This window comes from Oerskovia paurometabola, assembly GCF_016907365.1.
GTDB lineage: Bacteria > Actinomycetota > Actinomycetes > Actinomycetales > Cellulomonadaceae > Oerskovia > Oerskovia paurometabola.
Window position 1 is genome coordinate 716,481 of the sequence record NZ_JAFBBV010000001.1, and the last position, 26,495, is coordinate 742,975.

A 26,495-nucleotide genomic window follows, 5' to 3' on the forward strand; every position below is an offset into this window, starting at 1 on the left:
TCTCCTGCTGAGTGCGGAGCAGATGTCGTCAGATCGGGCGATCGACGACAACTACTCCGCACCCAGCGCCCCACCGACTCACAGAGGACCTTTCGATGACCACCTCCGACCAGCCGACCGTCCCTCAGCTGTCGCCCCCGAGCCGGGTCCCGCTGTCGATCCTCGACCTCGCCGTCGTGAGCGAGGGATCGACCGGTGCCCAGGCCCTGCGCGACACCCTCGACACCGCTGTCCGCGCGGACGCCCTCGGTTACCGCCGCATCTGGTTCGCCGAGCACCACCTGTCGCCCGGCGTCGCGTCGGCGTCCCCCGCGGTCCTCGCGGCCCTCGTCGCGGAGCGCACGTCGCGCATCCGCGTCGGGTCGGGGGCCGTGCTGCTGAGCACGACGAGCCCGCTGATCGCGGCCGAGCAGTTCGGGACCGTCGCGGCCCTGCACCCCGGGCGCGTGGATCTCGGCCTGGGGCGGGCCTTCACCCCACCCCCCGCCAAGGGTGCGCAGAGCGCGGGAGGCGGGGCCCCGCCGTCGGGCACGGGAGAGGCACCCGCCGCACCCCCGGTCCCGCCCGCCCCCGAGCGTCCGGCCGGGACGCGCGTGGTCGACGGGCTCCTGGTCCCCGCCGCGCCCGGCGTCGACCTCTCCGACTCCGCCCTGCGTGAGCGGCTGCTCGCCCAGAAGGAGGTCGTCGGTGCGAGCCGGACCCCGGGGGAGTTCCGTGCCGAGCTCAAGCTGGTCCTCGGGCTGCGCGCCGGGACGTTCACCGACGGAGCGGGCACCGGGTGGACGAGCCCTCCCGTCGAGGGCGCGGCGTTCGACCTGTTCGTCCTCGCGTCGAGCGGCGGCATGAGCGCCCGCGTCGCGGGCGAGCTCGGGCTGCCGCTCGCCGCGAACTACCACGTGGGCCCGTCCGCGACCCTCGACACCGTCGCGGCCTACCGGGCGGCGTTCCGGCCGGGAGTGCTCGACCGCCCGTACGTCGTGGTCTCGGCCGACGTCCTCGTCGCGGACACCGACGACGAGGCCCGCCGGATCGGCGAGCCGTTCACGGCCTGGGTCCTGTCGATCCGTCGCGGGGCGGGCGGTGCCGTCGCGTACCCGGCGCCCGGCACGTCGCCGGCGTGGGAGGACCTGACCGATGCCGACCGGGCCGCCGTCCAGGACCGCGTCGAGACGCGGTTCGTCGGGTCGCCCGAGACCGTCGTCGAACGCCTCGAGACCCTGGCGCGCGTGACCGCTGCCGACGAGATCGTCGTCACGACCGCCGCCCACGACCCCGCCGACCGGGCGCGCTCGTTCGAGCTCCTGGCCCGGCACTGGGGTCTGCAGGGCGTCGTCGACGCCCCCACCCGTGAACCCGCCCTCGCCAGGTAGACCACCCGCGACCCGCCCCACCAGAACCCGGAGAACCCACATGACCCAGCACCAGCCCCTCCTCACCCCGGCCACCGACGCGGGAGCCCGCGTCGCCGACGGGGCCTTCCTGATCGACGTGCGCAGCGAGGGTGGCCGCGCGACCGCCGGCAGGATCCCCGGCGCCACGGTCACCGACCGCGACGACCTCGACGCGATCTTCGGCCCTGCCGCCGCCCCTGCGGTGTCGCTCGACACCCCGGTCGTCGTGGTCTGCGGCTCCGAGCGCGGCTCGGGCCCCGTCGCCGAGGCCCTCGCGGCACGCGGCTACACGAACGTCACGCACGTCGAGGGTGGCTTCCCCGCCTGGCGCGACGCGGGACTCCCGGCCGAGCCGGGGACGGGAGCGGCGCCGTCGGGCCCGCACGAGCCCGTCCGGCAGCGCGCATGAGCGCGCCCACCACGTCGCGCCCGCGCGCGGACAGCCTGCCCGACGGCGTCGCTCACCGGAGCGAGCAGACCCCCCGGGGAGCGGGGACGCCCGGGGACGGGGTGACCGTGCGGCTCGTGACGCCCGCCGAGCACGAGGCCGTCGCCGACCTGCTCGACGCGGCGTACGGGCACGAGTACTCGATCTCGGAGTCGTACCGGGCCGTGCTGCGCGACGTCACGAGCCGCGCCGCCGAGCACGACGTGTGGGTCGCGGTCGACGACGAGACCGGCGCCCTGCTCGGGACCGTCGCGACGCCGTCGCCCGGCCGGCACATCTCGCCGCTGGCCCGCGAGGGCGAGCTCGACTTCCGGCTGCTCGGTGTCGCTCCCGCGGCCCGGGGGCGGGGGATCGGCACCGCGCTCACGCGGCACGTCCTCGACGTGGCCCGTGCCCAGGGAGCGCAGCGGGTCGTCATGAACTCCGGCCCGCAGATGACCCGCGCGCACAGGCTCTACGAGGCGCTCGGGTTCCGGCGCCTGCCCGAGCGTGAGACCCGCGTGATCGAGGGGGAGGGCGGTGGCCGGCTGCACGCGTACGGCCTCGACCTCACCCCGGAGCCACGCTCACCGAGACAGCACCCCACCGCACCCGACCTCACCTGAACCGGAGAACACCATGCCCGTCGAGTTCCTCGGCATCGCCACCACGAGCGACGCCTCCGAGACCACCGCCCGTACGACCGCCCCCTTCGACAAGCAGTACCTCGAGCGCCTCGTGCGCGCGCACGAGGACAACGGGTGGACCCGCGTCCTGTTCGCCTACGGGTCGAGCGGCCCTGAGCCGTCGGCGCTCGCGGCCTGGACCGCGGCCCGCCTCGACACGGTCGAGCTGCTGCTCGCGCACCGCCCCAACGTCTCCTACCCGACGTTCGCGGCCAAGTCGTTCGCGACGCTCGACCAGCTCTCCGAGGGGCGGCTGTCCGTCCACTTCATCACGGGCGGCAACGACCACGAGCAGGGGCGCGAGGGCGACACGCTGACCAAGGACGAGCGCTACGCCCGCACCCAGGAGTACATCCAGATCGTCAAGAGGGCGTGGTCGAGCGCCGAGCCGTTCGACCACCACGGGACGTTCTACGACTTCGACGACTTCGTGCTGGACGCCAAGCCGTTCGAGGGACGCACGCCAACGATCTCGTTCGGCGGGTCCTCCGACGCGGCGTTCAAGGTCGGTGCGGCCGAGGCCGACATCTACGCGGTGTGGGGCGAGCCGCTCGACCGCACGGCCGAGCAGATCCAGCGGGTCCACGCGGAGGCCGCTGCCGCCGGGCGCTCCACGCCCCCGCGGATCCACGCCGCGTTCCGCCCGATCCTCGGCGCGACCGAGGAGCTGGCCTGGGAGAAGGCCCACCGCGTGCTCGACCGGATCGAGGAGCGCAAGGCCGCGGCCGGGGGCGTGCCGAGCCGTCGCCACCCGATCGACAAGCCGGAGAACGCGGGCTCGCAGCGCCTTCTGGAGATCGCGGCCCAGGGCGACCGGTTCGACACGGCCCTGTGGACCGCGACGGCCAGGGCCACGGGGGGAGCGGGCAACTCGAACGCGCTCGTCGGGACGCCCGAGACCGTCGCGCAGGCGCTGCTCGCGTACTACGACCTGGGAGTCCGCATCATCTCGGCTCGTGGCTACGACCTGCTCGACGACGCGACCGACTTCGGTCGCTACGTCATCCCGATCGTGCGCGAGGAGGTCGCCAAGCGCGACGCCGAGGCGGCGTCGACCCAGGCGGCCTGAGCACTCCCTCGGCACCACCACCCACCCCCACCAAGGAGCTTCCGTGCGTTTCCAGGTCCTCGACATCGTCTTCAACCCGCCCCACCCCGTCACGGGCGAGGCCGTGCCCGCGGCCGACCGGCTCGAACGCGTCGTCGAGACCGCGGTCCTGGCGGAGGAGCTCGGCCTCGACGCGTTCGCGGTCGGCGAGCGGCACGCTGGGGACGTGCTGTCCTCGTCGCCGACGGTGATCCTCGGGGCGATCGCCGCCCGGACGTCGCGCATCCTGCTGAGCACGGGCGTGACGGTGCTGTCCCTGCTCGACCCGATCCGGGTCGCCGAGGACTACGCGACGATCGACCAGCTCAGCCGGGGCCGGTTCGAGATGGTCATCGGCAAGGGCAACGAGGCCCTCCAGTACCCGCTGCTGGGTCTCGACCTCGCGAAGCAGTACGAGTACCTCGAGGAGAACTACGAGCTGCTCCGGCTGCTCCTGAGCGGCGAGGAGGTCGACTGGGAGGGCCGTCACCGCCCGGACCTGCGAGGCGCCACGACCCTGCCGCGCCCGTACGACGGCGCGTTCCGGATCTGGCACGGGTCCGCGACCTCGCGGTTCGCTGTCGAGCTCGCCGCGAGGTGGGGCGACCCGATCGTGAGCGCCAACGCGCTCCAGCCCCGCGAGAGCTACCAGGTGCTGATCGACCACTACCGCGAGCAGTACGCGGCCGCGGGGCACGACCCGGCGTACGGGTTCGTCGGGTCGGGGTCCGGCGGGCTGTTCCTCGCGGACACGACCGAGCAGGCGATCGAGGAGTTCCGCCCCATCTACGAGGGCGCCGTCGCGCGCGCAGACCTGCGCAAGCACGACCCGTCCGCGGTCGGCAAGGTCACGAGCTTCCGGACCATCGAGGAGGCCGTCGAGCGCGGCCCCGCCCTCGTCGGCTCTCCCGAGCGCGTGGCCGAGAAGATCCTCGACTACCACCAGAGCTACGGGCACGATCTCCAGTCGGTCTCGATCAACCACCTCCTGGAGCCCGCCCGGCAGGACGACGTGCTGCGCCGGTTCGCGGAGGAGGTCGTGCCGCTGGTCAGGGCCGAGGTCAAGACCGACCTCTGGGGGCCCGCCGACGCCCGCCGGGCCAAGGGGTTCACGGCACGGTAGGCCTGCTGGGGAGCGGGCGAGGGACGCCAGGCAGAGGCCGACCGCGGGCCGGCCGGGCACGACCGGCACCCTGGCGGAGCGTTCCCGCTCGGCCTAGGCTGGAAGTGTCCGGCGGGCCCTCGCGTGCGCCGGGCACGGGCACGGAAGAAGGCTCCGACGATGTGGCTCCTCGTGGTCTCCGGAGCGGTGGGCGCGGCCCTGGTCGCCGCCATCGCCTGGTCCACGATGCGCGTCGACCGGCCTTCCACCGATGCCCTCCCGCCACCCGGACCGCACCGGACCACCCTGCGCGAGCGGCGCCGTCGGGCTCCCGATCCTCTCGTCGCGCTCGCTCTCCAGATCCGCCTCGGGCGGCTCGCCGACGAGCTGCGCGCGGTCGAGGCCGACCCGGACGTCTACGCCCGCGCCCACCACTACCTCGCCGCGCAGGGCGCGTACGACGCGCTGCTGCGCGAGGCGTGCCGGCTCAGCGGCCTCGACGTCGTGGCCGACCCGCTGCGCGCGGGCCTGCGCAGCGACGAGGACGAGCGGCTGCGCGAGGAGCTCGAGCTCAGCGCGCGCGGGTGGACCTGGTAGCCAGGCGGCACGGGTGAGGGGCCCGACGGCGGCGCGCTCCGCCGTCGGGCCCCTCACCCAGATCGTGGGCCTCAGAGGGCCGAGTGGTCCCCGATCCGGTGGTAGGACCGGTCGTGGTAGACGAGCGGCGTGGCGTCCGCCCGGGTCCCCGACGCGAGCGCGCGCAGCGAGACCAGGTAGCTGTCGCCCACGGGCGTGCGCTGGATGATGCGGCCGCGCACCCAGGACAGCGCGCCGTCGATCACGGGCTCCCCGGACGCGAGAGGAGCCCACCCGCCGGCTGCGAAGCGGTCGATCCCGCTCGTCGCGAACCGCGCGGACACGTCGTCCTGGTCGGCGCTGAGGAAGTTGACCGTGACCGTGCGGGCCGCGGAGATCGCGGGCCACGACGACGACGTCGACGCGAGCGAGAACGCGAGCAGCGGCGGCGCGGCCGAGACCGAGATGACCGACGTCGCCGTGAAGCCCACGGGCCGGCCCTCGTGCTCGAGCGCGATCACCGCGACGCCCGCGGGGTGCTGCCGGAACACCGCCTTGTAGGCGTCGGCGCTGAGCTGCGGCTCGTCCTGCTCGTGGAGCAGGGCCTCGAGCCCGGCGAGGCGCGCGACGTCGGAGCGGGTCGTGGGTTCGGCGGTCATCGGGTCACCTCGGCGAGCTCGGGGGCGGTCCGGTGGGTGGTCTCCTGCCTGACGGCGTCGCCCGCCGCCCGCAGCAGGGGACCTCCCGCGTGGCCGAGCCAGGCGTCGACGGCGCTCGTGAGGTCGGCCTCGCCCAGCCGGGAGTCCAGGAGGGTCAGCGTGCGTGCGGGGACCGTCGCGCCGAGCTCGACGAGGAGCGGGCGCAGGTGCACCTCGCCCGCGAGAGCGTGCGCGGGGTTGCCCGACACCACGACCGGGACGGCCACGACGCCGGCCAGCCCGTCCGGGCCGTAGAGGTCGAGGAACGCCTTGAGGAGGCCGGTGTACGAGCCCTTGTAGACGGGCGTCGCGACGACCAGGACCGCGGCGCCCGCGGCGGTCTCCCGCGCGGCGTCGGCGCGCGGGTGCTCGGGGGCGAGGATCTCGGTCGCGATCTCGGCGAGGTCGATCGTGGCCTGGTCGGGCCCGTTCACGTCAGGCCCGTTCACGTCGGCCGCGGCCAGGCCCAGGTGGTCGGCGACCCGGGCCGCGACCGTCAGGGCGGCGGCCAGGGTCCGCGAACCGGGACGGGGGTTGCCGACCAGGGTGACCAGGGCCGGTCGCGGGTGGTCGGTCTGCGTGGGGCGGGGGGCTGCAGGGTGCTGGGTCATCGCTTCCTCACTGTCGTCGTGCTGCACGCTTGCCGCGTCGTGCCGGCGCGGCCGGGTCATCTCCCGGAGCACCCCGTCGTGAAGGGGTTGCTGACCAGCGAGCCGGGGCTTCGCGCTGGTGCTCGTGACCTCTGGACAGGGGTATAGACCCGTGGGGGGCTTTCTGCACCGATCCGGTCGAGAATTCTCACGGGGTGGACGGAGGTTTCGTGCCGCGTGCTCTGGCACGTCGCACGGTGTCGACCGACGCAGGCAGATCGAACTGTTGCCCCGGGCATGAGCAACGTCCCAGGTCGTGAGCCCGGCGTCTCCCAGAGTGGGACGGGAGTACGGCGCTGTTTACGAGTACGTAACCTGGTGCGGTTCAAAGCCCGCCCTGCCGAGGAGCACTCCATGGATAGTCGTCTGCAGTCCGTCTTCGACGAGGTCCTCGCCCGCAACCCTGGTGAGGTCGAGTTCCACCAGGCAGTTCGCGAGGTCTTCGACTCGCTCGGGCCGGTGCTCCAGAAGAACCCCCAGTACGTCGACGCGGCCGTGCTCGAGCGCATCTGCGAGCCCGAGCGCCAGATCATCTTCCGCGTGCCGTGGGTCGACGACCAGAACCACGTCCAGATCAACCGCGGTTTCCGCGTCGAGTTCAACTCGGCCCTCGGCCCGTTCAAGGGCGGTCTGCGCTTCCACCCGTCGGTGTACCTGGGAATCGTCAAGTTCCTCGGGTTCGAGCAGATCTTCAAGAACTCCCTCACGGGCATGCCCATCGGCGGCGGCAAGGGCGGCTCGGACTTCGACCCGCGCGGCAAGTCCGACGGCGAGGTCATGCGCTTCTGCCAGTCCTTCATGACCGAGCTCTACCGCCACATCGGCGAGTACACCGACGTCCCTGCGGGGGACATCGGCGTGGGAGGCCGCGAGATCGGCTACCTGTTCGGCCAGTACAAGCGCATCACGAACCGCTACGAGTCCGGCGTCCTCACGGGCAAGGGCATCAGCTGGGGCGGGTCGCTCGTGCGGACCGAGGCCACGGGCTACGGCACGGTGTTCTTCGCGGACCACATGCTGCGTACCAAGGGCCAGAGCTTCGACGGCCAGCGCGTCGTCGTCTCCGGATCGGGGAACGTCGCGACCTACGCGATCCAGAAGGCCCAGCAGCTCGGTGCGAACGTCGTGTCCTTCTCCGACTCCTCGGGCTACGTGGTGGACGAGGCAGGCGTGGACGTCGACCTGCTCCGCCAGATCAAGGAGGTCGAGCGCGGGCGCGTGGCCGACTACGTCGAGCGCCGCCCCGGCGCGCGCCTCGTGACGGGCGGCAGCATCTGGGACGTCCCCGCGACGGTCGCGCTGCCGTGCGCCACCCAGAACGAGCTGACCGAGCAGGACGCCAAGCAGCTCGTCGCGAACGGCGTCCTCGCGGTCGCGGAGGGCGCCAACATGCCCACGACCCCGGGCGCCGTCGCGCTCCTGCAGGACGCCGGCGTGCTGTTCGCACCCGGCAAGGCCGCGAACGCCGGCGGCGTCGCGACCTCGGCCCTCGAGATGCAGCAGAACGCCTCGCGCGACGCGTGGACGTTCGAGTACACCGAGGAGCGCCTCGCGCACATCATGGCGGGCATCCACGCGCGCTGCGAGGAGACCGCCGACGAGTACGGGACGCCGGGCAACTACGTCCTGGGTGCGAACATCGCGGGCTTCACCAAGGTCGCCGACGCGATGATCTCGCTGGGCGTCATCTGACCGACCTGAGCCCTTGGGGCCCTACCGACCGACGGGAGCGTCGTCCTCCGTGCGCCTCACGGCGTGCGCAGGACGCCGCTCCCGTCGGCGTTCCGGGGGCTCGACGCCGTGGCGAGGGGAGCGGCCCCTGACGGCAGAGCGCGCGCGGTCCCGTCGGGTCTACGCTGACCGCTGACACCGGGTGCGCTGCGGCGTGCCGACCCCTGACCCAAGGAGCATCCCCACATGGCACGCGAGGTCGCCCTCGAGATCGCAGTCCAGGACACCGACGGCGTGCGGGTCGCGGCGGAGGTCGGCGCCCAGCGCGTCGAGCTGTGCGCGGCGCTCGGGGCGACGGGCGGGCTGACGCCGAGCATCGGGCTCGTCGAGGCGGCGGTCGCTGCGGCCCTCGAGGTGGCGGGGGACGCCGCGCCCGTCGAGGTGCACCCCCTGATCCGGCCGCGCCCGGGCGGCTTCGTGTTCACTGCGGCAGAGGTCGACGTGCAGGTGCGCGACGTGCGCGCGGCGGTGGTCGCGGGGGCGTCCGGGGTCGTGATCGGTGCGCTCACCGCCGACGGGCTCGTCGACTCCGACGCGGTGCGCGCTCTCGTCGAGGCGGCGGACGGGCGCGAGGTGACGTTCCACCGGGCGATCGACGTCGTCGAGGACGTGACGGCGGCGCTCGACCTCCTTGCGGGCCTGGGCGTCTCCCGCGTCCTGACCTCGGGCGGCGCTCCGAGCAGCATCGACGGGGTCGACCGGCTGCGGGAGATGGCGCGCCACTCCGCGGGGCGCGTGCAGGTCCAGGCGGGCGGTGGAGTGCGCCCGCAGGACGTCGCCGCGCTCGTCGACGCGGGGGTGGACGCGGTCCACCTCTCGGCCAAGCGCACGCTGTCCGACGACGGCGGCCCCGGCGGCGGGGGCGGGGCCGGCTACGAGGTCACCGACCCGGCTGTCGCCCGCGCGGCGCGGGACGCGGTCGACGAGGCTCTCGCGCGCCTCTAGGGCCACCACTCAGGAGGGCGCTGGGAGAGGTCGTCGTCGGAGCGTTCCCACGGCGGCCACCCGACCGACGAGCGTCCCCGCAGGACGGTTCCGTTGTGCACTGCGCACCGATCGTCGGTGGGGCGCCTCGGCTCGAATCCGCAGGATCTAGCGGTTCCGGGGTGCTCCGGAGTCGGCGAGATTTCATTTAGGTAACTTTCCTGTTGTATTGGTCGGAACCCCGTCCGGGATTCGTTAGTGTTCCTGCCACGAGCTCGCACGGTGGCGAGCGGCCGATCAGCGTGACGACGCGTTGACGACTCGAAAGGACCAATGATGATTCGAAGCGTGGCGCGCAAGCGCCTGCTCACGGCGGTTGCCCTGGTGACCGGTGTGACGATGTTCGCGGCCGGTTGCTCCAGCTCCGGGGGCGAGAAGAACGAGGGGGGCGGCGGCGAGAGCAGCCGTGTCCTGAACGTGTGGGCCGGGACGCAGACCCCCATGGTCGCGAACTTCAACCCCTACGCCCCGAACCCCCTGCACGTGACCAACGGCGGGATCTACGAGCCGCTCTTCTTCTACAACCGGGCAGAGGCCGGCGACCCGACGCCGCGCCTCGGCGAGTCCTACGAGTGGTCCGAGGACGGCACCGAGCTCACCATCAAGATCCGCGAGGGCGTCAAGTGGACCGACGGCGAGCCGTTCACGGTCGAGGACGTCATCTTCTCGTACACCAACGAGACCGCCAAGCGTGACTACCTCAGCGCGGCCGAGAAGGTCGACGACTCGACGGTCAAGCTGACGTTCAACGGCGCACAGTTCACGGCCGCCGTCCAGATCCTCGGCACGACGCTCATGGTGCCCGAGCACATCTACGAGGGCGTCGCCGACAAGATCACGTTCACGAACGACAAGCCGGTCGGCACCGGCCCCTACATCCTCGACACCATCTCGGACGCGACGTACACCGTCGTGGCCAACGAGGACTACTGGGGCGAGGCGCCCAAGCTCAAGAAGGTCCGCTACCTGGCCCTCGACAAGAACCAGAGCGCCCAGGACCTCCTGGCCACGGGCAAGATCGACTGGACGACGATGTTCGTCGCCGACCCGGAGCCCATCACGGGCAAGGGGCAGCTCTCCCTCCTCAACACCCCGCAGGACCCGACGACGATCATGTCCTGCATGAACGCCGCGCTCGGCTGCGTGGGCCCCCAGACGGACCTCGCGGTCCGTGAGGCGGTCAACCTGCTGATCGACCGTGGCGAGATCAACGACAAGGCGTTCTCGGGGCACGCAGCGGTGGCGTCGCCCTCGCTCGCGCTCGTCGGTCGCGACGACCGGTGGATCTCGCCGGACATCGAGAAGGAGAGCCCGCAGGAGGCCAACGTCGCGGAGGCCGACAAGGTCCTCACGGGCGCCGGCTACACCAAGGGTGCCGACGGCATCTACGAGAAGGACGGCCAGAAGCTCGTCGTCGAGCTCATCTCCGTCGAGGGCTGGAGCGACCACAACGCCGCGGGCGACCTGATCGCTCAGCAGGGGATCGACGCGGGCGTCCAGATCAACCACGTGAAGATCACGCAGCAGGAGATGTCCGACGCCCGGACCGCCGGCAACTACCAGATGATGATCAGCGGCATCACGGGCACCTCGCTCGACGACCCGTTCGCGATCTACCGCCAGTGGCTCACGACCGAGTACACGACGCCGGTGGGCGAGACGATCGAGGCCGGCCGCTTCAACTTCCCGCGCTACTCGAACCCGCTCGTCGACGACGCGGTGGCCGCAGCCGCCGCCACGAACGACGAAGAGGCCAAGAAGGAGGCGTACGCCACGGTCCAGAAGGAGATCGTCCGTGACCTCCCGTACATCGCGCTGGTCGTGAACCCGACCATGTCGTTCGTCAACACGAAGGACTACACGGGCTGGCCCGCCGAGGGTGACATGTACGCGTTCCCGCCGTCGTGGGCCACCATCAGCAACGGCGTCATCCTCTCGCAGCTCGAGTCCAACAGCTGATGTCGTACTGCCGAAGAGGAGCTCGGAGCCACGAGGAGTCCATCGCATGAGGTATTTCGCACGGCGGATCACGTTCTACGTGGTCACCCTCTGGGCCGCCGTCTCACTCAACTTCATTCTTCCCCGGGCCATACCCGGTGACCCGAAGCAGATCTACATCGATACGCTTCTGCGGAGGAATGGCGAACTGACTCCTGGGATGCTCAACAGCATCGATCTCCTCTTCGGCAGTGACGACGCATCGCTCTGGGACCAGTACCTCGCCTACTGGGGGAACCTCTTCAAGGGTGACTTCGGTACCTCGGTGGTCTACTTCCCGGCAACCGTCGACCAGCTGATCGGCGAGGCCCTCCCCTGGACGGTGGGCCTCGTCGGGCTGGCGACGATCATCGCCTTCCTCCTGGGCGTCGGTGGCGGCGCCTGGGTCGGGTGGAAGCGCGGGACCTGGGTCGACCACATCATCCCCGCGTCGACCTTCCTCCAGGCCGTGCCCTACTTCTGGCTCGCTCTGGTCTTGATCTCGGTCTTCTCGGTGTCGCTGGGCTGGTTCCCCATCGTCGGTGCCTACGACATCTTCATGTTCGACAACGGCCCCGAGTGGTCGTGGGAGTTCATCGGCAGCGTGATCTACCACGGCACCCTGCCCGCCATCACGATCGTCCTGTCCGCGATGGGCGGGTGGCTCCTCGGGATGCGCAACATGATGGTGTCCACCCTCGCCGAGGACTACGTCACCACGGCCGAGGCCAAGGGGCTGCGCCCCATGCGCGTCGCCACGACCTACGCGACCCGCAACGCGGTCCTGCCGTCGGTCACAGGGTTCGGCATCGCGCTGGGCTTCGTCGTCGCAGGGTCCGTGGTCATGGAGCAGGCGTTCAGCTACCCCGGGATCGGCAAGCTGCTCTTCACGGCGGTCCAGGCCAAGGACTACGCCCTCATGCAGGGAGCGTTCCTGGTGATCACCGTCGTGGTGCTTGCCGCGAACTTCCTCATGGACCTGATCAACGGCATCATCGACCCGAGGACGCGCAACAATGGCTGACGACATCCGTGACGCCGAGACCGTCACCCCGGCTGCCGACGCCGCCCCGGCCAGCTCGGTCGTGGTCGACGGACTTCCCGCCCGCAACGAGACGCGCGGGCTCGTGCCCGACGTCCCGATCGCGTCGCCGGAGTCGGTCGTCGCCGGCGAGCCCGTCCAGACCAGCGCCGCGCCCAAGCGAGGCCTGCGGGCCATGCTTCCTCGCCGCTCCGGCAAGCTCGTCGTCGGTCTCGTCCTGACGCTCGGCATCGTCCTCTTCTCGGTCCTGGCGCCGCTCTTCAGCCAGAGCCCGACCTCGACCAAGAACGCGCAGTACCTCCCGCCGAGCTCCGAGCACCTGCTCGGCACCAACAACATCGGCGTGGACATCTTCGCCCAGGTCGCTCACGGTGGCATGGGGTCCCTCACGGTCGGTCTGCTCGCAGGTGTCATCGCGATGGTCCTGTCCCTGGCGTTCGGCATCATCGCCGGCTACGTGGGCGGCTGGACCAACGAGATCCTCTCGTTCATCACGAACATCATGCTCGTGATCCCGGGGCTGCCGCTCATCATCGTGATCTCGGCCTACCTCGAGTCCCGCTCGCTCCTGCTCATCGCCCTGATCCTCGGTATCACGGGGTGGGCCGGAGCCGCGATCGTGCTCCGCGCCCAGGCCCGGTCGCTGCGCAGCCGTGACTACGTGTACGCAGCGAAGGTCGCGGGCGAGAAGGCGCCCCGGATCATCCTGGTCGAGATCCTGCCGAACCTGCTCCCGCTGCTCGCGGCGAACTTCCTGGGTGCCGTGATCCTCGCGATCCTCAGCGAGGCCGGGCTCTCCTACCTGGGCCTGGGCCCCTCGGGGTCGGTCACGTGGGGCACGATCCTCAACGAGGCCAGCACCCAGAACGCGATGGCCTACGGACGGTGGTGGTGGTTCGTGCCGCCGGGCCTGCTGATCGCGCTGTTCGGCTGCGGTCTCGCGCTGATCAACTTCAGCATCGACGAGATCATCAACCCCAAGCTCCGGACGGCCCCTGCGGCTGTGAAGAACGTCCGGCTCGCCCAGAAGAAGCGTGGGAAGCGCGGAGCAACCCCGTCGGCGAAGCGTCCGCCGGTCGAGGTCTCGGCCCGCCACGACGAGAAGGTGGAAGCATGAGCACGCCGACCCTGACCTCCAGGCCCGCCGGGAACGCCGGAGCCGCGGCCGACGCCGTCCCCGTCCTGACCGCAAAGAACGTCTCGATCGAGTACCAGGTCAGTCCCGTGGTCCGGGCCGTCAAGGACGTGTCACTGACGCTCCACCGTGGCGAGATCCTCGGCCTGGCCGGGGAGTCCGGGTGCGGCAAGACGACGCTGGCGTACGGCCTCAACCAGCTCCTCAAGCCACCCGCGCTCCGCACGAGCGGGGAGATCGTCCTGCACGACAAGGACGGTCACGACATCGACGTGGCAGCCCTGACGGGGGACGCGCTCCGCGCGTTCCGGTGGGACAAGGTCTCCATGGTCTTCCAGGGGGCGATGAACTCCCTGAACCCGGTCATCAGCATCAAGGCCCAGCTCTTCGACGTCCTCGACACCCACCGTCGGGGGATGTCCAAGAAGGAGAAGGTCGCTCGCAGTCGCGAGCTTCTCGAGCTGGTCGGCGTGGACCCGAACCGTCTGAACAGCTACGCCCACGAGCTCTCGGGCGGCATGCGTCAGCGCGTCATGATCGCGATGGCGCTCGCGCTGAACCCGCAGGTCATGATCATGGACGAGCCGACGACCGCCCTCGACGTGGTCGTCCAGCGCGGGATCCTCCGCGAGATCATGCGCCTGCGTGAGCAGTTCGGTTTCGCAGTCGTCTTCATCACGCACGACCTGCCCATGCTCCTGGAGATCAGCGACCGCATCGCGGTCATGCTCCAGGGCGAGATCGTCGAGCTGAACACCTCCGAGGAGATCTACCGCGCACCTGCGCACGAGTACACGCGCAAGCTGCTGGCATCGTTCCCCAGCCTGACGGGGGAGCGCGGGGCGTTCGTCCGGTCCGGCGAAGGCTCGGGAGACAACACGGGAGAGGTGGCCTGATGGGCACGCTCGAGGTCCGCAACGTGACCAAGGACTTCACGATCCGCAACGGGCTCAAGAGGTCGCGGCTCCGTGCCGTGAACGACGTCTCGTTCACGCTCGAGCCCGGCAAGACGATCGCGATCGTCGGGGAGTCCGGGTCGGGCAAGTCCACGGTCGCGCGCATGATCGCCAAGCTCGAGACGCCGACGTCGGGGCAGATCCTCATCGACGGCACGCCGAGCGCCCACCGCGGCCGGGCCCTGGCGACGTACCGGCACAACGTCCAGATGGTCTTCCAGGACCCCTTCGCGTCGCTCAACCCGTTCCACTCGATCCGCCACCACCTCGAGCGCCCGCTCCGGATCCACGGTCGGGCGAAGACGAACGCCGAGCTCGACGAGGCGGTCGAGGAGCTGCTCACGCGCGTCAACCTGACGCCTGCGGCGATCTTCGCCGAGAAGCGCCCGCACGAGATGTCGGGGGGCCAGCGGCAGCGCGTCGCGATCGCCAGGGCGCTCGCACCGGGGGCTCGCTTCCTCATCGCGGACGAGCCCGTGTCGATGCTCGACGTCTCGATCCGGCTCGGCGTCCTCAACCTGCTCGCGCGCCTCCAGCGCGAGGAGAACCTCGGGGTCCTGTACATCACGCACGACCTCGCGACAGCGCGCCACTTCTCCGACGAGATCATCGTCATGTTCCGTGGCAACATCGTGGAGCGGGGTCCGGCGGACGACGTCATCCTGAACCCGCAGCACGAGTACACCAAGCTCCTCCTGTCGGCTGCACCTGATCCTCGGAACCAGGGCAAGCTGCGAGACGAGGTGCGCAACGAGCTCGCATCCACGGCGACCGCCTCGGGGGAGGCCGCCGCGGTGCGTGACCGCTTCGGAACGGCCGGCCTCTAGGGCGGCTCGACCAGGCGGTGTCGGCGCGAGCAGGCGACCGACGCACGAGTGACGGCTCCGGGCCACGGCCCGGGGCCGTCACTCGTGTGCCGGGGCGGGAGACCGGCGTGAGGGGTCGCCGCGCCGCCCGACGGCGCCAGACACCCCCTAGAGTCGGGACGTGCCCTCCCGGAACCTGCGCGTCGCGCCCCCCACCGCCACCGTCCTGCCCGCGGTCGACCCCGTCCTGAGCGCGCTCGCCGCGCTGCGGGCCGAGATGGAGATCCCCGCAGAGTTCCCCCGGCCGGCCCTCGACGAGGCGGCTGAGGCCGCACGACGTGACGTCACGGACGGGCGCGCCGACCAGCGTGACGTGCCGTTCGTGACGATCGATCCGCCCGGGTCGATGGACCTCGACCAGGCGCTCCACCTCGAGAGCCGCCCCGGCGGCTACCTCGTGCGGTACGCGATCGCCGACCTCGCGGTCTTCGTGACCCCGGGCGGCGCCCTCGACGCCGAGGTGAACGAGCGGGGGATGACGCTCTACGGCCCCGACGAGCGCACTCCTCTGCATCCTGCGGTCCTGTCCGAGGCCGCCGCGAGCCTTCTGCCGGACGCGGACCGGGCCGCCGCCGTCTGGCACGTGGAGCTCGACGAGCGGGGCGAGATCACGTCCGCCCGGGTCGAGCGCGCCCTCGTGCGCAGCACCGCGCGGCTGACGTACGAGGAGGTTCAGGCGCGTCTCGACGCGGGGGAGGCGGGCGAGATGCTCGACCTGTTGCCCGAGATCGGGCTGCTGCGCGAGGCACGCGAGCGCGAGCGGGGTGGGGTGTCCCTCAACGTTCCTGAGCAGGACGTCGTGGCGCACGAGGACGGGACGTTCGGGCTCGAGTTCCGAGCAACCCTCCCGGTCGAGGGGTGGAACGCGCAGGTCTCGCTGCTGACCGGCATCGCCGCCGCGCGGATCATGCGGTCGGGCGGGGTGGGGATCTTCCGGACGCTCCCGGCGGCAGACCCGCGTGACCTGGCGCGCCTGCGCCGCACGGCGGGCGCGCTCGGCATCGACTGGCCTCAGGACCAGTCCTACGGTGAGCTGCTCGCCGCGCTCGACTCGGCGACGTCACGGCACGCGGCCTTCCTCAACGAGGCGACGTCGCTGTTCCGTGGCGCGTCGTACGTCCCGTTCGGTGGCACGGGACAGCCGGCGGGCGTGCCCGACGACGTCGCGCACGCCGCGATCGCCGCCGAGTACGCGCACGTGACCGCGCCGCTGCGGCGCCTGGTCGACCGCTACGGGACCGAGATCTGCCTGGCCCTGTGCGCGGGCGAGGACGTGCCGACCTGGGTGCGCGACGCCCTGCCGGGACTGCCGCGCACCATGGCCAGGACCGGCCAGCGTGCCGGGTCGTACGAGCGGGCGAGCGTGGACATCATCGAGGCGGCGCTCCTCATGGGGCGGGTCGGGGAGGTGCTCGACGCCGTGGTCGTCGACGTCGAGAACGACGAGGAGCGAGGCCGTCGTGCGGCCAAGGCTGCGGAGCGGGCGGCGAAGGAGACTGCGGCGGTCACGCCGGCGTCCGAGGCCACCCCCGGCGGTCCCGCACCGGCGTCCGACGACCGGCACCTCGTGCGGGGCCAGGTCGTGATCGCCGAGCCCGCGGTCCGGGCGAGCGTCGAGGGTGCCGACCTGCCGCTGGGCGACCCGGTGCGGGTCAGGGTGCGCGAGGCGTCGATCGAACGTCGTCGGGTCGACTTCGAGCTCGCCTGAGGGGTCGGGTCCGTCGAGTGCGTGAGGATGGACCCATGCCTCCTCGTCGCCGCACCGACCCGGCCGTCGGCCGCACCGCTCTCGCCGTCTGGCAGGACGGTGCCGCCGGCCGCCCCGAGATCACGACCGCCGTCCGCTTCACGCTCGAAGAGTTGGCCGAGGTAGCCCCCGGCCACGCCGTCGAGGTCAGGGTGCCCCCGTACGGAGCGGTCCAGGCGGTCGAGGGCCCGAAGCACACCCGCGGGACCCCGCCCAACGTCGTCGAGACCGACCCCGAGACGTGGCTCGGCCTCGTGACCGGGGCGGTCGACTGGGCCGAGGCCGTCGCCGACGGTCGCATCAGCGCCTCGGGCGAACGGTCGGACATCTCGTCGCTGCTGCCGTTGCAGGCCGCGCGCCGCCGCGACCGGTAGGCCACCCTCGACGCGCAGCCGCCCCGCACCGGCTGCCGTCGCCCTCGGCACCGGCTGCCGCCGCCCTCGGGCGAGAGCGAGGGCCCTTCGAAGTTCGCAGTGTCTGCATCGTGAGATAGCGTGCGAGGCGAACGGGCGACGGTGCCCGTCGACCGGTCCGCGCACGACGACGTCGCGCACCCCGGCCGGAGGGTGCCGTCCGCCTGGGAGACGTGGTCGTTCGACCGGTGGAGACCGGCCGGACACCACGTGTTCATCAGCCTGCTGTTGGATTCCAGAGCCTGCACCCGCGCCACCCGCGCCGAGGCGGGCGCGCCGGGAACCCGGCCACGACACGAAGGAGTCAGCGTGATCGGTAGTCACCACCAGTCCCGACGCAGGAGAGGTGTGGTCGCGGCCACCCTCTCGGCGTCGCTCGTCGCCACGGCGGCGCTCAGCACGGTAGCCGCAGGGACGGCATCTGCTGCGGTCGACGGCTCGTCCGTCGTCATCAACGAGGCGTACCTCAACGGCGGGAGCGCCAGCGCCCCCTACCTCAACAAGTTCGTCGAGCTCTACAACCCCACGGCTGCGGACATCGACCTCACGGGCTGGTCGGTCCAGTACCGGTCCGCGACGGGCACGGGCGCCTCGAACGGCGTCGTCCCGCTCACGGGCAAGATCAAGGCGGGCGGCTACTACCTGGTGCAGGGCGCCTCGAACGGCGCCAACGGCGCCGCGCTCCCGACGCCCGACGCGACCGGCACCATCGCGCCGCAGGGCCAGAACGGGACGCTCGCCCTGGTCAGGTCGGCCTCGGCGATCACGATCACGCCCGGCTCCGTCGTGGGCAACCCGCAGGTCGTGGACCTGCTGGGCTACGGCACGTCCAACACGTTCGAGGCCGCGGCGGCTCCCGCGGGAACGGCCAACACCGTGCCGGGCTCGCTCAACCGCGCGGCCGGCGCGGACACGGACGACAACTCCAAGGACTTCGCGGTCAGCAGCACGGTCACGCCGCAGAACAGCGGCGGCGGCTCAGGACCCGGCCCCGACCCGGAGCCCGGCGCAGCGAAGACCATCGCCGAGATCCAGGGCACGGGTGACGCGAGCCCCCTCGTGGGCCAGACCGTCACGACGCGCGGCGTCGTGACCGCGACCTACCCCTCGGGCGGCTTCGACGGTCTCTACATCCAGACGGCCGGCTCGGGGGGCGACCTGGACCTCGCGACGCACACCGCGTCGGACGGCCTCTTCGTGTACTCGAAGGCTGCGGCGACGGCGCTGCAGGTCGGCCAGCACGTCGAGGTCACGGGCGTGGTCTCGGAGTACTTCGGGCTGACGCAGGTCACGCCCGCGGCGACCGGCTGGAAGGTCCTGACGGACCCGGCCGAGGTCGTCAAGCCCGCGAACGTCGCGTACCCCGCGACCGCCGCGGACCGCGAGAAGCTCGAGGGCATGCTCGTCCAGCCCGCCGGCGACTACGTCGTCGCCGACAACTACGACACGAACTACTACGGTTCGGTCGTCCTGGCGAGCGGCACCGAGCCGCTGCGGCAGCCCACGTCGGTCGGCCGTCCGGGCAGCGCGGAGGCCGCGGCCGCGGTCGCCGACGCGAACGCCCGCCGCGTCAACCTCGACGACGGGGCGACGACGAACTTCAACAACGCCGCGAACAAGGCCAAGCCGTTGCCGTACCTGACCGGCGGCGCGCCGGTGCGCGTCGGCGCGCTCGCGACGTTCACGTCGCCCGTGGTCCTCGACTACCGGTTCGACGGCTGGAACTTCCAGCCCGTCACGGAGCTCACCCCGGCCAACGCGGCCGCGGTCCAGCCCGCGACGTTCGCGAACACGCGCACGGACGCCCCGGAGGCCGTGGGCGGCGACGTGACCGTGGCGACGTTCAACGTCCTGAACTACTTCACCACGACGGGCGACCAGCTCAGCGGGTGCCAGTTCTACACGGACCGCGAGGGCAACCCGATCACGGTGCGCACGGGCTGCGACGCCCGCGGTGCGGCGAACGCGGCGAACCTGCAACGTCAGGAGACCAAGATCGTCGCGGCGATCAACGCCCTGGACGCGGACGTCGTCTCGCTCGAGGAGATCGAGAACTCCAAGGCGTTCGGCAAGAACCGTGACGCCGCGCTCTCGACGCTCACGGACCGCCTCAACGCCGCGGCCGGTGCCGGGACCTGGGCCTTTGTGCCCTCGCCCGCGACGCTGCCCGCGTCCGAGGACGTCATCCGCACGGCGTTCATCTACCGTCCGGCGGCCGTCGAGCCCGTGGGGGCCTCGGTCGTCCACGACGTCGCGGCCTTCGACAACGCGCGTGAGCCGCTCGCCCAGACCTTCCGGGTCGCCGGGGGCGAGGCCTCGACGGACTTCGTCGTCATCGCGAACCACTTCAAGTCCAAGGGCTCGGGCTCGGGGGCGGACGCCGACCAGGGCGACGGGCAGGGCGCGTCGAACGCGTCGCGCGTCAAGCAGGCCACGGCGCTCGTGACGTTCGCCGACCAGGTCTCGTCGGCTGCGGGCACCGACAAGGTGCTGCTCGCGGGCGACTTCAACGCCTACGCCCAGGAGGACCCGATCAAGGTCCTCACGGACGCGGGCTACGTCGACCTGGGCCCGACGACGGGCAAGGAGACGTACCTGTTCGACGGCCTCGTCGGCTCGCTCGACCACGTGCTCGCATCGCCCGGCGCCGCGAACGCGGTCACGGACACCGACATCTGGAACATCAACTCGGTCGAGCCCATCGCGAACGAGTACAGCCGCTTCAACTACAACGTCTCGAACCTGTACGACACCACGGCGTTCCGCTCGTCCGACCACGACCCGATCGTCGTCGGCCTCGAGCTGGGCGGCGAGGAGCCGGGCGGGGTCAAGGAGCTCGACCTGCTCGCGATCAACGACTTCCACGGTCGCATCGACGCGAACACCGTCGCGTTCGCCGGGACGGTCGAGCAGCTGCGCGCCGCCAACCCGGCGGGTACCGCGTTCCTCTCGGTCGGTGACAACATCGGCGCCTCGCTGTTCGCGTCGGCGCTGCAGGACGACCAGCCGACGATCGACGTGCTCAACGCCCTGGACCTGTCCGCCTCCGCGGTGGGCAACCACGAGTTCGACAAGGGCTTCGCGGACCTGACCGGGCGCGTGAGCGACGCGGCCGACTGGTCCTACCTGGGGGCCAACGTCTACGCCAAGGGCACCACGAACCCGGCCCTGCCGGAGTACGCGGTGATCGACGTCGACGGGGTCAAGGTCGGCGTCATCGGCGCCGTGACCGAGGAGACCCCGACGCTCGTGACGCCGTCCGGCGTGGCGGACCTCGACTTCGGCGACCCCGTCGAGGCCGTGAACCGTGTCGCCGCGCAGCTGCGCGACGGTGACGCCGCGAACGGTGAGGCCGACCTGCTGGTCGCCCTCTACCACGAGGGCGCCAGCGCGGGCACGCCCGACGGCTCGACGCTCGAGCAGGAGCTCGCCCACCAGGGCGCGTTCGAGCAGATCGTCAACGACACGGACGCCCGCGTCTCGGCGATCTTCACGGGCCACACGCACAAGCAGTACGCGTGGGAGGCCCCGATCCCCGGCACCGACCGGACCCGTCCGGTCCTGCAGACCGGGAGCTACGGCGAGAACGTCGGGCACGTGAGCCTGACGTTCGACACCGCGACGGACCTCGTCACGGACTACTCCGTCGAGAACGTCAAGCGCACCACGACGCCTGCCGGCGAGCTCGTCGCGACCTACCCCCGCGTGGCCCAGGTCAAGACGATCGTCGACGCGGCGCTCGCGCAGGCCGAGGTCATCGGCGCTCAGCCGGTCGGCTCGGTCACGGCCGACATCACGACCGCCTACCTGGGGGGCTCGTACGTGGACGGCAAGTACACGGGCTCGGGCCCGCTGCCCTCCACGGGGCGTGACGACCGTGCGTCGGAGTCGACGCTCGGGAACCTCGTCGCGACCTCGCTGCGCGACACGCTGGCCGACCCGGCCCGCGGCGGTGCCGACTTCGGTGTCGTCAACCCGGGCGGGCTCCGCAACGAGCTCTACTTCGGCGAGGACGGCGTCATCACGTACGCCGAGGCCAACGCGGTCCTGCCGTTCGTCAACAACCTGTGGACCGTGTCCCTCACGGGCGCGCAGGTCGAGACGATGCTCGAGCAGCAGTGGCAGACCAACGCGGACGGCACGCGCCCGTCGCGTCCGTACCTGGCCCTGGGGTTGTCGGACAACGTCAGCTACACCACGAAGACCGCGGACGTGAATGCCACCCCGGGTGACAACATCACGTCGGTCCTCATCAACGGTGAGCCGCTCGACCCGGCGAAGGTCTACCGGGTCGCGACGTTCTCGTTCCTCGCGACGGGCGGCGACAACTTCCGGGTCTTCTCGCAGGGCACGGACGCGCGCGACTCGGGTCTGATCGACCGTGACGCGTGGATCTCCTACCTGCAGGCCCACCCGGACCTCGCCCCCGACTTCGCCCGTCGTGGCGTGGTCGCGGACGGGCTGGGCACGGTCACCGCAGGTGAGTCCGTCACCGCGGCGGTCTCTCGTCTGAACCTGACGTCGCTCGGCAGCCCGGCCAACACGGGGGTCTCGGCGTACCTCGTGCCTGCGGGCACGGCGTTCGACGCGGCCAACCCGGGCACGCCCGTGGCCACGGGCACGGTCACGAACGGGGCTGCGAGCCTCGAGGTGCCGGTCCCGGCGGAGACGGCGGGCGGCGAGTACGGCCTGTACGTGGTCGCGGACCCGAGCGGCACGGTCACGCGCCTGGCCCTCACGGTCGAGGGGGTCGACCTTCCCGACGTCGTCATGGACGACCTGACCGCGAAGGGCCAGTGCGTCGGAGGCCGCGTGCACCTGTCGGTCAAGGGCGTGAACGGCGAGTCCGGCCCGATCGACGTGAAGTTCACGACGCCCTACGGCACCAAGACCTTCCCGAACCTCAAGGAGGGCAAGATCGCGGCGCAGTCGTTCAACACCCGCGCCACGTCCGTGCCGGCCGGCACGGTCGAGGTCCGAGCGACGAAGTCGCAGGGCGGTCAGACGCTGACCGAGGTCTACGAGGTCGCCTACCCGGCGGTCACGTGCGGCTGACGCGCTGATCACCTGAGGATCCGTCGGGCCTGCTTCCCTGCTGGGGGAGCAGGCCCGACGGCGTCTCGCGCCCCGTTGGCACGGGTGCGGCCCAGGGGATTCTCAGCAGGACGGGGTACTGTCGGCGCGTGAGCCCCAGCACCCCCACCCCCGACGTGAACGCGACCCCTGACGGCCCCGTTCCCGCCGCTCCGCCGGAGACCGGCGCTGCCGCCCCGGCCGCCCCGGTACCTCCGACCACGCCCGCTGCCGCGGACACCGCGTCGACCGAGCCCGGTGACGCGAACGACGGCGGCATCCGTGGTGACGAGGTCGAGATCGAGATCGAGTCGATGATCGACCCGACGACGATCCGTCGCGCGCCCCGGTACAAGGCGTTCTTCACGACGGGCGCGGTCGTCGGGATCGTCGTGGGGCTGTGCCTCGGGATCACGTGGCTCGGCTCCCCGGAGTCCCGCGGCGTGCTCAAGCCCGGCGTCTACCTCACGGTCGTCGTGCTGGGGACGACGACGCTCACGACGCTCGTCGCGGGCGCGCTGGCGATCTGGGCGGACAAGCGCAGCCTGCGCCGCTGAGCGAGCACGCTGAGCCGGATCCTCGTCCGGTCACGTGGTCCACCCCCTGGTCGTGACTTCGGGCAGCCCGGGACCGTATGGGACACTGGAGCCGTGGCCCCCCGCGGAGATGGACTTCTCAACCACGACCTCATGCCCGGCGAGAAAGGCCCCCAGGACGCTTGTGGCGTCTTCGGTGTCTGGGCGCCCGGCGAAGAGGTCGCCAAGCTTGCCTACTTCGGTCTGTACTCGTTGCAGCACCGTGGTCAGGAGTCGGCCGGGATCGCGACCAGCAATGGTGAGCAGATCCTCGTCTACAAGGACATGGGACTCGTCTCCCAGGTGTTCGACGAGACGGCCCTCAACGCCCTGACGGGGCACATCGCCGTCGGGCACTGCCGGTACTCGACCACCGGTGGCGTGACCTGGGAGAACGCGCAGCCCACGCTGGGTGCGACGTCGTCGGGGACGGTCGCGCTGGGGCACAACGGCAACCTGACCAACTCCGCCGAGCTCGTGAACCTCGTCGCCGAGCGCTACGGCGCGCAGCGCCGCGGCGAGCTGGCCCGCGGTAACACGACCGACACGGCCCTCATCACCGCGCTCTTCGCGGGGGACGACGACCACTCGCTCGAGGACACCGCGATGGAGGTCCTGCCGCGGCTCAGAGGCGCCTTCAGCCTCGTCTTCATGGACGAGAAGACGCTCTACGCGGCGCGTGACCCGCAGGGGGTGCGCCCGCTCGTCCTGGGTCGCCTCGAGCGCGGCTGGGTCGTCGCGAGCGAGACCCCCGCCCTGGACATCGTGGGCGCGTCGTTCGTCCGTGAGGTCGAGCCGGGCGAGCTCATCGCGATCGACGGTGACGGCCTGCGCTCGCAGCGCTTCGCACCGGTCGAGCGCGCGGGCTGCGTCTTCGAGTACGTCTACCTGGCCCGCCCGGACACCTCGATCAACGGCCGCTCGGTGCACGCCGCGCGCGTCGAGATGGGGCGCCAGCTCGCTCGCGAGCACGGCATCGACGCAGACCTCGTGATCCCGGTCCCCGAGTCCGGCACCCCCGCCGCCGTGGGGTACGCCCAGGAGTCGGGCATCCCGTTCGGCCAGGGGCTGACCAAGAACGCCTACGTCGGGCGCACCTTCATCCAGCCGTCGGACACGCTGCGCCAGCTCGGCATCCGGCTCAAGCTGAACCCGCTGCGCGACGTCATCCGGGGCAAGCGTCTCGTCGTCGTCGACGACTCGATCGTCCGCGGCAACACCCAGCGTGCCCTGATCCGCATGCTGCGCGAGGCGGGGGCCGCCGAGGTCCACGTCCGCATCAGCTCCCCGCCGGTCAAGTGGCCGTGCTTCTACGGCATCGACTTCGCGTCGCGCGCCGAGCTCATCGCCAACGGCCTGTCGCCGGAGGAGGTGGGCGCCTCGCTGGGCGCCGACACCCTCGGGTACATCTCCGAGGAGGGGATGATCGCGGCGACCGAGCAGTCCGCCTCCCAGCTCTGCACGGCCTGCTTCACCGGGAAGTACCCCATCGAGCTGCCCCCGGACGACCAGCTCGGCAAGCACCTGCTCGAGCAGGCCGAGCTGCCGCTGGGCGCTCCGGAGGACGGGCTGCGCAGCCTCTCCGTGGGAGTCGGCGGCGGGACCGCCCTCGACCACCCCTGACCCCGTACGACGCACCGCCCCACCCGGGGCGCGCCGCAACCACCAGGAGTTCATTCGTGTCTGAAGGTCTCACGTACGCCGCAGCCGGTGTCGACACCGAGGCGGGCGACAAGGCCGTCGAGCTGATGAAGGACGCCGTACGCCGTACGCACGGCCCCCAGGTCCTCGGGGGAGTGGGCGGGTTCGCCGGGCTCTACGACTTCAGCGAGGTCGCGACCTACACCAAGCCCCTGCTGGCCACCTCGACCGACGGCGTGGGGACCAAGGTCGCGATCGCGCAGGCGATGGACGTCCACGACACGATCGGGTTCGACCTCGTGGGCATGGTCGTCGACGACATCGTCGTGGTGGGGGCCAAGCCGCTCTTCATGACGGACTACATCGCGTGCGGCAAGGTCGTGCCCGAGCGCATCGCAGGCATCGTCCGTGGCATCGCGGCGGCGTGCGAGGTCGCCGGCACGGCCCTCGTCGGCGGGGAGACGGCCGAGCACCCGGGTCTCCTGGGCGAGGACGAGTACGACGTCGCGGGTGCCGCGACGGGCGTGGTCGAGGCCGACCGCCTCCTGGGCCCCGAGCGGGTGCGCGAGGGCGACGTCCTCATCGCGCTGGGATCGTCGGGCCTGCACTCGAACGGCTACTCGCTAGTGCGTGCGGTCGTGAAGCACGCGGGCTGGGAGCTGGACCGAGAGGTCGAGGAGTTCGGTCGGACGCTCGGCGAGGAGCTGCTCGAGCCCACGCGCGTCTACGCGAGCGACTGCCTGGCCCTGGCCCACGACGACGCGGCGCAGGTGCACGCGTTCACGCACGTCACGGGTGGTGGGCTCGCGGCCAACCTGGCCCGTGTGCTCCCGGCTGGCCTCGTCGGGACGATCGACCGCGGCTCGTGGGAGGTCCCGCCGATCTTCACCGTGGTCCGTGACCTCGGGAACGTGCCTCGACGTGACCTGGAGAACACGCTCAACCTGGGCGTGGGCATGGTCGCGATCGTGGGCGCCGACGGCGCTGACGCCGCCCTCGCGCGATGCACCGAGCTGGGCCTCACGGCCTGGGTCCTGGGCACCGTGGGCGCTCTCGACCCGGCCGAGACGTCTGCCGCCGGGGGAGAGGACCTGGTGGTCGGCACCAAGGGCGTCCACGCAGGGGCTGTGCGCCTGACGGGTGACTACCGCAACTGACGTACGACGAAAAGCGCGTCCTGCGACTCGGGCCGGGAGGCCTGGGGTGCAGGACGCGCTTTTCGTCGAACGACGTGAGGTCGCGGGCAGGTCACTGAGGACGTACTCGCGATCTGTCGACTCACGGACCGCCTGGGGCCCGAAGGTCGCAGGAGGGGGTGAGGTCGAGTCAGCGGTCGTCGGACCAGCCGGCGAACGGCTGGTCGTACTCTCCGCTGTTGTCCTCGGAAGACCTCGCTCCGTAGCGAGGATCTGTCGCGAGATCCGTGTGGCTGTGACCAGTGAGCTCTTGTTCGAGAGCTTGGTAGTTCGTCTCGGGGCTGTAGTACTTCAGCGCACGAGCGACCTTGGTCTGCTTAGCCTTCTGACGGCCGCGGCCCATGGCTCCGACCCCCTCAACGTAGAAGCGGGGCGGCAACGTACTTCGACGTGCGGCCCCGGGAGTGTGTTTCGTCTGTTCAGAGTCCAACGGTACATGGTCCGGATGCATTCCAGCCACTCAGGTCCCCCGAACGGGTGCCTTGTCACACTGTCTCCACACAACGGCGGCCCGTCGGGCCGCTCCGGACGCCGTACCAGGG

Annotated in this window: 22 protein-coding genes and 1 riboswitch; of the genes, 19 read left to right on the top strand and 3 right to left on the bottom strand. The window is 71.4% G+C overall.

Annotation, left to right across the window (positions count from 1 at the left end):
• Positions 1 to 95 precede the first annotated feature (95 nt).
• The 6 genes from JOD48_RS03185 (at position 96) to JOD48_RS03210 (ending at position 5,290) form a co-directional block, all read left to right on the top strand.
• The gene (locus tag JOD48_RS03185) at positions 96 to 1,370 is read left to right on the top strand and encodes an LLM class flavin-dependent oxidoreductase (protein WP_204807332.1); all 1,275 of its coding nucleotides are present in this window, start codon (positions 96 to 98) and stop codon (positions 1,368 to 1,370) included.
• A gap of 40 nt (positions 1,371 to 1,410) precedes the next feature.
• Positions 1,411 to 1,800, top strand: a complete 390-nt coding sequence (locus JOD48_RS03190; protein ID WP_204807334.1) for a rhodanese-like domain-containing protein — start codon at positions 1,411 to 1,413, stop codon at positions 1,798 to 1,800.
• Positions 1,797 to 2,444, top strand: coding sequence for a GNAT family N-acetyltransferase (locus JOD48_RS03195; RefSeq protein ID WP_204807336.1), 648 nt, complete (start codon positions 1,797 to 1,799; stop codon positions 2,442 to 2,444). The genes JOD48_RS03190 and JOD48_RS03195 overlap by 4 nt, the downstream gene beginning before the upstream one ends.
• A 13-nt stretch (positions 2,445 to 2,457) precedes the next feature.
• Positions 2,458 to 3,573, top strand: coding sequence for an LLM class flavin-dependent oxidoreductase (locus tag JOD48_RS03200; RefSeq protein ID WP_191791934.1), 1,116 nt, complete (start codon positions 2,458 to 2,460; stop codon positions 3,571 to 3,573).
• 43 nt (positions 3,574 to 3,616) lie between these two features.
• Complete coding sequence (locus JOD48_RS03205; RefSeq protein ID WP_204807339.1) at positions 3,617 to 4,714, top strand: LLM class flavin-dependent oxidoreductase; 1,098 nt, start codon at positions 3,617 to 3,619, stop codon at positions 4,712 to 4,714.
• A gap of 159 nt (positions 4,715 to 4,873) precedes the next feature.
• Positions 4,874 to 5,290 (top strand): hypothetical protein, encoded by a 417-nt coding sequence (locus JOD48_RS03210; protein ID WP_239527319.1) that lies wholly within the window; start codon positions 4,874 to 4,876, stop codon positions 5,288 to 5,290.
• A gap of 71 nt (positions 5,291 to 5,361) precedes the next feature.
• Here JOD48_RS03210 and JOD48_RS03215 read toward each other — a convergent pair whose 3' ends face one another.
• Positions 5,362 to 5,928 carry a flavin reductase family protein gene (locus JOD48_RS03215; RefSeq protein WP_191791932.1) on the bottom strand — a complete coding sequence of 189 codons (567 nt, stop codon included), beginning with the start codon at positions 5,926 to 5,928 and terminating at the stop codon, positions 5,362 to 5,364.
• Positions 5,925 to 6,578, bottom strand: a complete 654-nt coding sequence (locus JOD48_RS03220; RefSeq protein ID WP_204807341.1) for an NADPH-dependent FMN reductase — start codon at positions 6,576 to 6,578, stop codon at positions 5,925 to 5,927. The genes JOD48_RS03215 and JOD48_RS03220 overlap by 4 nt, the downstream gene beginning before the upstream one ends.
• A 20-nt stretch (positions 6,579 to 6,598) precedes the next feature.
• A riboswitch (SAM riboswitch) is annotated at positions 6,599 to 6,708 on the bottom strand.
• Positions 6,709 to 6,971: 263 nt separating this feature from the next.
• On the opposite strand from JOD48_RS03220, the gene gdhA reads away from it, so the two are divergent.
• The 13 genes from gdhA (at position 6,972) to purM (ending at position 25,914) form a co-directional block, all read left to right on the top strand.
• A complete protein-coding gene (gene gdhA, locus JOD48_RS03225; protein WP_191791930.1) occupies positions 6,972 to 8,309 on the top strand; it encodes an NADP-specific glutamate dehydrogenase in 1,338 nt (445 codons plus the stop codon).
• 225 nt (positions 8,310 to 8,534) lie between these two features.
• Positions 8,535 to 9,293 (top strand): copper homeostasis protein CutC, encoded by a 759-nt coding sequence (locus JOD48_RS03230; protein WP_191791929.1) that lies wholly within the window; start codon positions 8,535 to 8,537, stop codon positions 9,291 to 9,293.
• Positions 9,294 to 9,608: 315 nt separating this feature from the next.
• Positions 9,609 to 11,291 (top strand): ABC transporter substrate-binding protein, encoded by a 1,683-nt coding sequence (locus JOD48_RS03235; RefSeq protein WP_191791928.1) that lies wholly within the window; start codon positions 9,609 to 9,611, stop codon positions 11,289 to 11,291.
• 46 nt (positions 11,292 to 11,337) lie between these two features.
• A complete protein-coding gene (locus JOD48_RS03240) occupies positions 11,338 to 12,333 on the top strand; it encodes an ABC transporter permease (RefSeq protein ID WP_191791927.1) in 996 nt (331 codons plus the stop codon).
• Positions 12,326 to 13,468 carry an ABC transporter permease gene (locus tag JOD48_RS03245; protein ID WP_191791926.1) on the top strand — a complete coding sequence of 381 codons (1,143 nt, stop codon included), beginning with the start codon at positions 12,326 to 12,328 and terminating at the stop codon, positions 13,466 to 13,468. Before JOD48_RS03240 ends, JOD48_RS03245 begins: the two co-directional genes overlap by 8 nt.
• On the top strand, positions 13,465 to 14,382 hold the full coding sequence (locus JOD48_RS03250) for an ABC transporter ATP-binding protein (protein WP_191791925.1): 918 nt from the start codon (positions 13,465 to 13,467) through the stop codon (positions 14,380 to 14,382). The genes JOD48_RS03245 and JOD48_RS03250 overlap by 4 nt, the downstream gene beginning before the upstream one ends.
• Entirely contained in the window at positions 14,382 to 15,269 is an 888-nt protein-coding gene (locus tag JOD48_RS03255) for an ABC transporter ATP-binding protein (RefSeq protein ID WP_191791924.1), read from the top strand. The genes JOD48_RS03250 and JOD48_RS03255 overlap by 1 nt, the downstream gene beginning before the upstream one ends.
• A gap of 160 nt (positions 15,270 to 15,429) precedes the next feature.
• The gene (locus tag JOD48_RS03260; RefSeq protein ID WP_307823943.1) at positions 15,430 to 17,016 is read left to right on the top strand and encodes an RNB domain-containing ribonuclease; all 1,587 of its coding nucleotides are present in this window, start codon (positions 15,430 to 15,432) and stop codon (positions 17,014 to 17,016) included.
• A 35-nt stretch (positions 17,017 to 17,051) separates the two neighbouring features.
• Positions 17,052 to 17,429, top strand: coding sequence for a sterol carrier family protein (locus JOD48_RS03265; RefSeq protein WP_191791922.1), 378 nt, complete (start codon positions 17,052 to 17,054; stop codon positions 17,427 to 17,429).
• A 387-nt stretch (positions 17,430 to 17,816) separates the two neighbouring features.
• Positions 17,817 to 22,523, top strand: a complete 4,707-nt coding sequence (locus JOD48_RS03270; RefSeq protein WP_204807343.1) for an ExeM/NucH family extracellular endonuclease — start codon at positions 17,817 to 17,819, stop codon at positions 22,521 to 22,523.
• A gap of 128 nt (positions 22,524 to 22,651) precedes the next feature.
• Complete coding sequence (locus JOD48_RS03275; RefSeq protein ID WP_204807345.1) at positions 22,652 to 23,098, top strand: hypothetical protein; 447 nt, start codon at positions 22,652 to 22,654, stop codon at positions 23,096 to 23,098.
• Positions 23,099 to 23,191: 93 nt separating this feature from the next.
• Positions 23,192 to 24,739: an amidophosphoribosyltransferase gene (gene purF / locus JOD48_RS03280; protein ID WP_191791919.1), complete on the top strand. Its 1,548-nt coding sequence runs from the start codon at positions 23,192 to 23,194 to the stop codon at positions 24,737 to 24,739.
• 56 nt (positions 24,740 to 24,795) lie between these two features.
• Complete coding sequence (purM, locus tag JOD48_RS03285; RefSeq protein WP_191791918.1) at positions 24,796 to 25,914, top strand: phosphoribosylformylglycinamidine cyclo-ligase; 1,119 nt, start codon at positions 24,796 to 24,798, stop codon at positions 25,912 to 25,914.
• A 169-nt stretch (positions 25,915 to 26,083) separates the two neighbouring features.
• On the opposite strand, the gene JOD48_RS03290 is transcribed toward purM, so the two are convergent.
• Positions 26,084 to 26,404, bottom strand: coding sequence for a DUF3073 domain-containing protein (locus JOD48_RS03290; protein WP_372440791.1), 321 nt, complete (start codon positions 26,402 to 26,404; stop codon positions 26,084 to 26,086).
• Positions 26,405 to 26,495 lie beyond the last annotated feature (91 nt).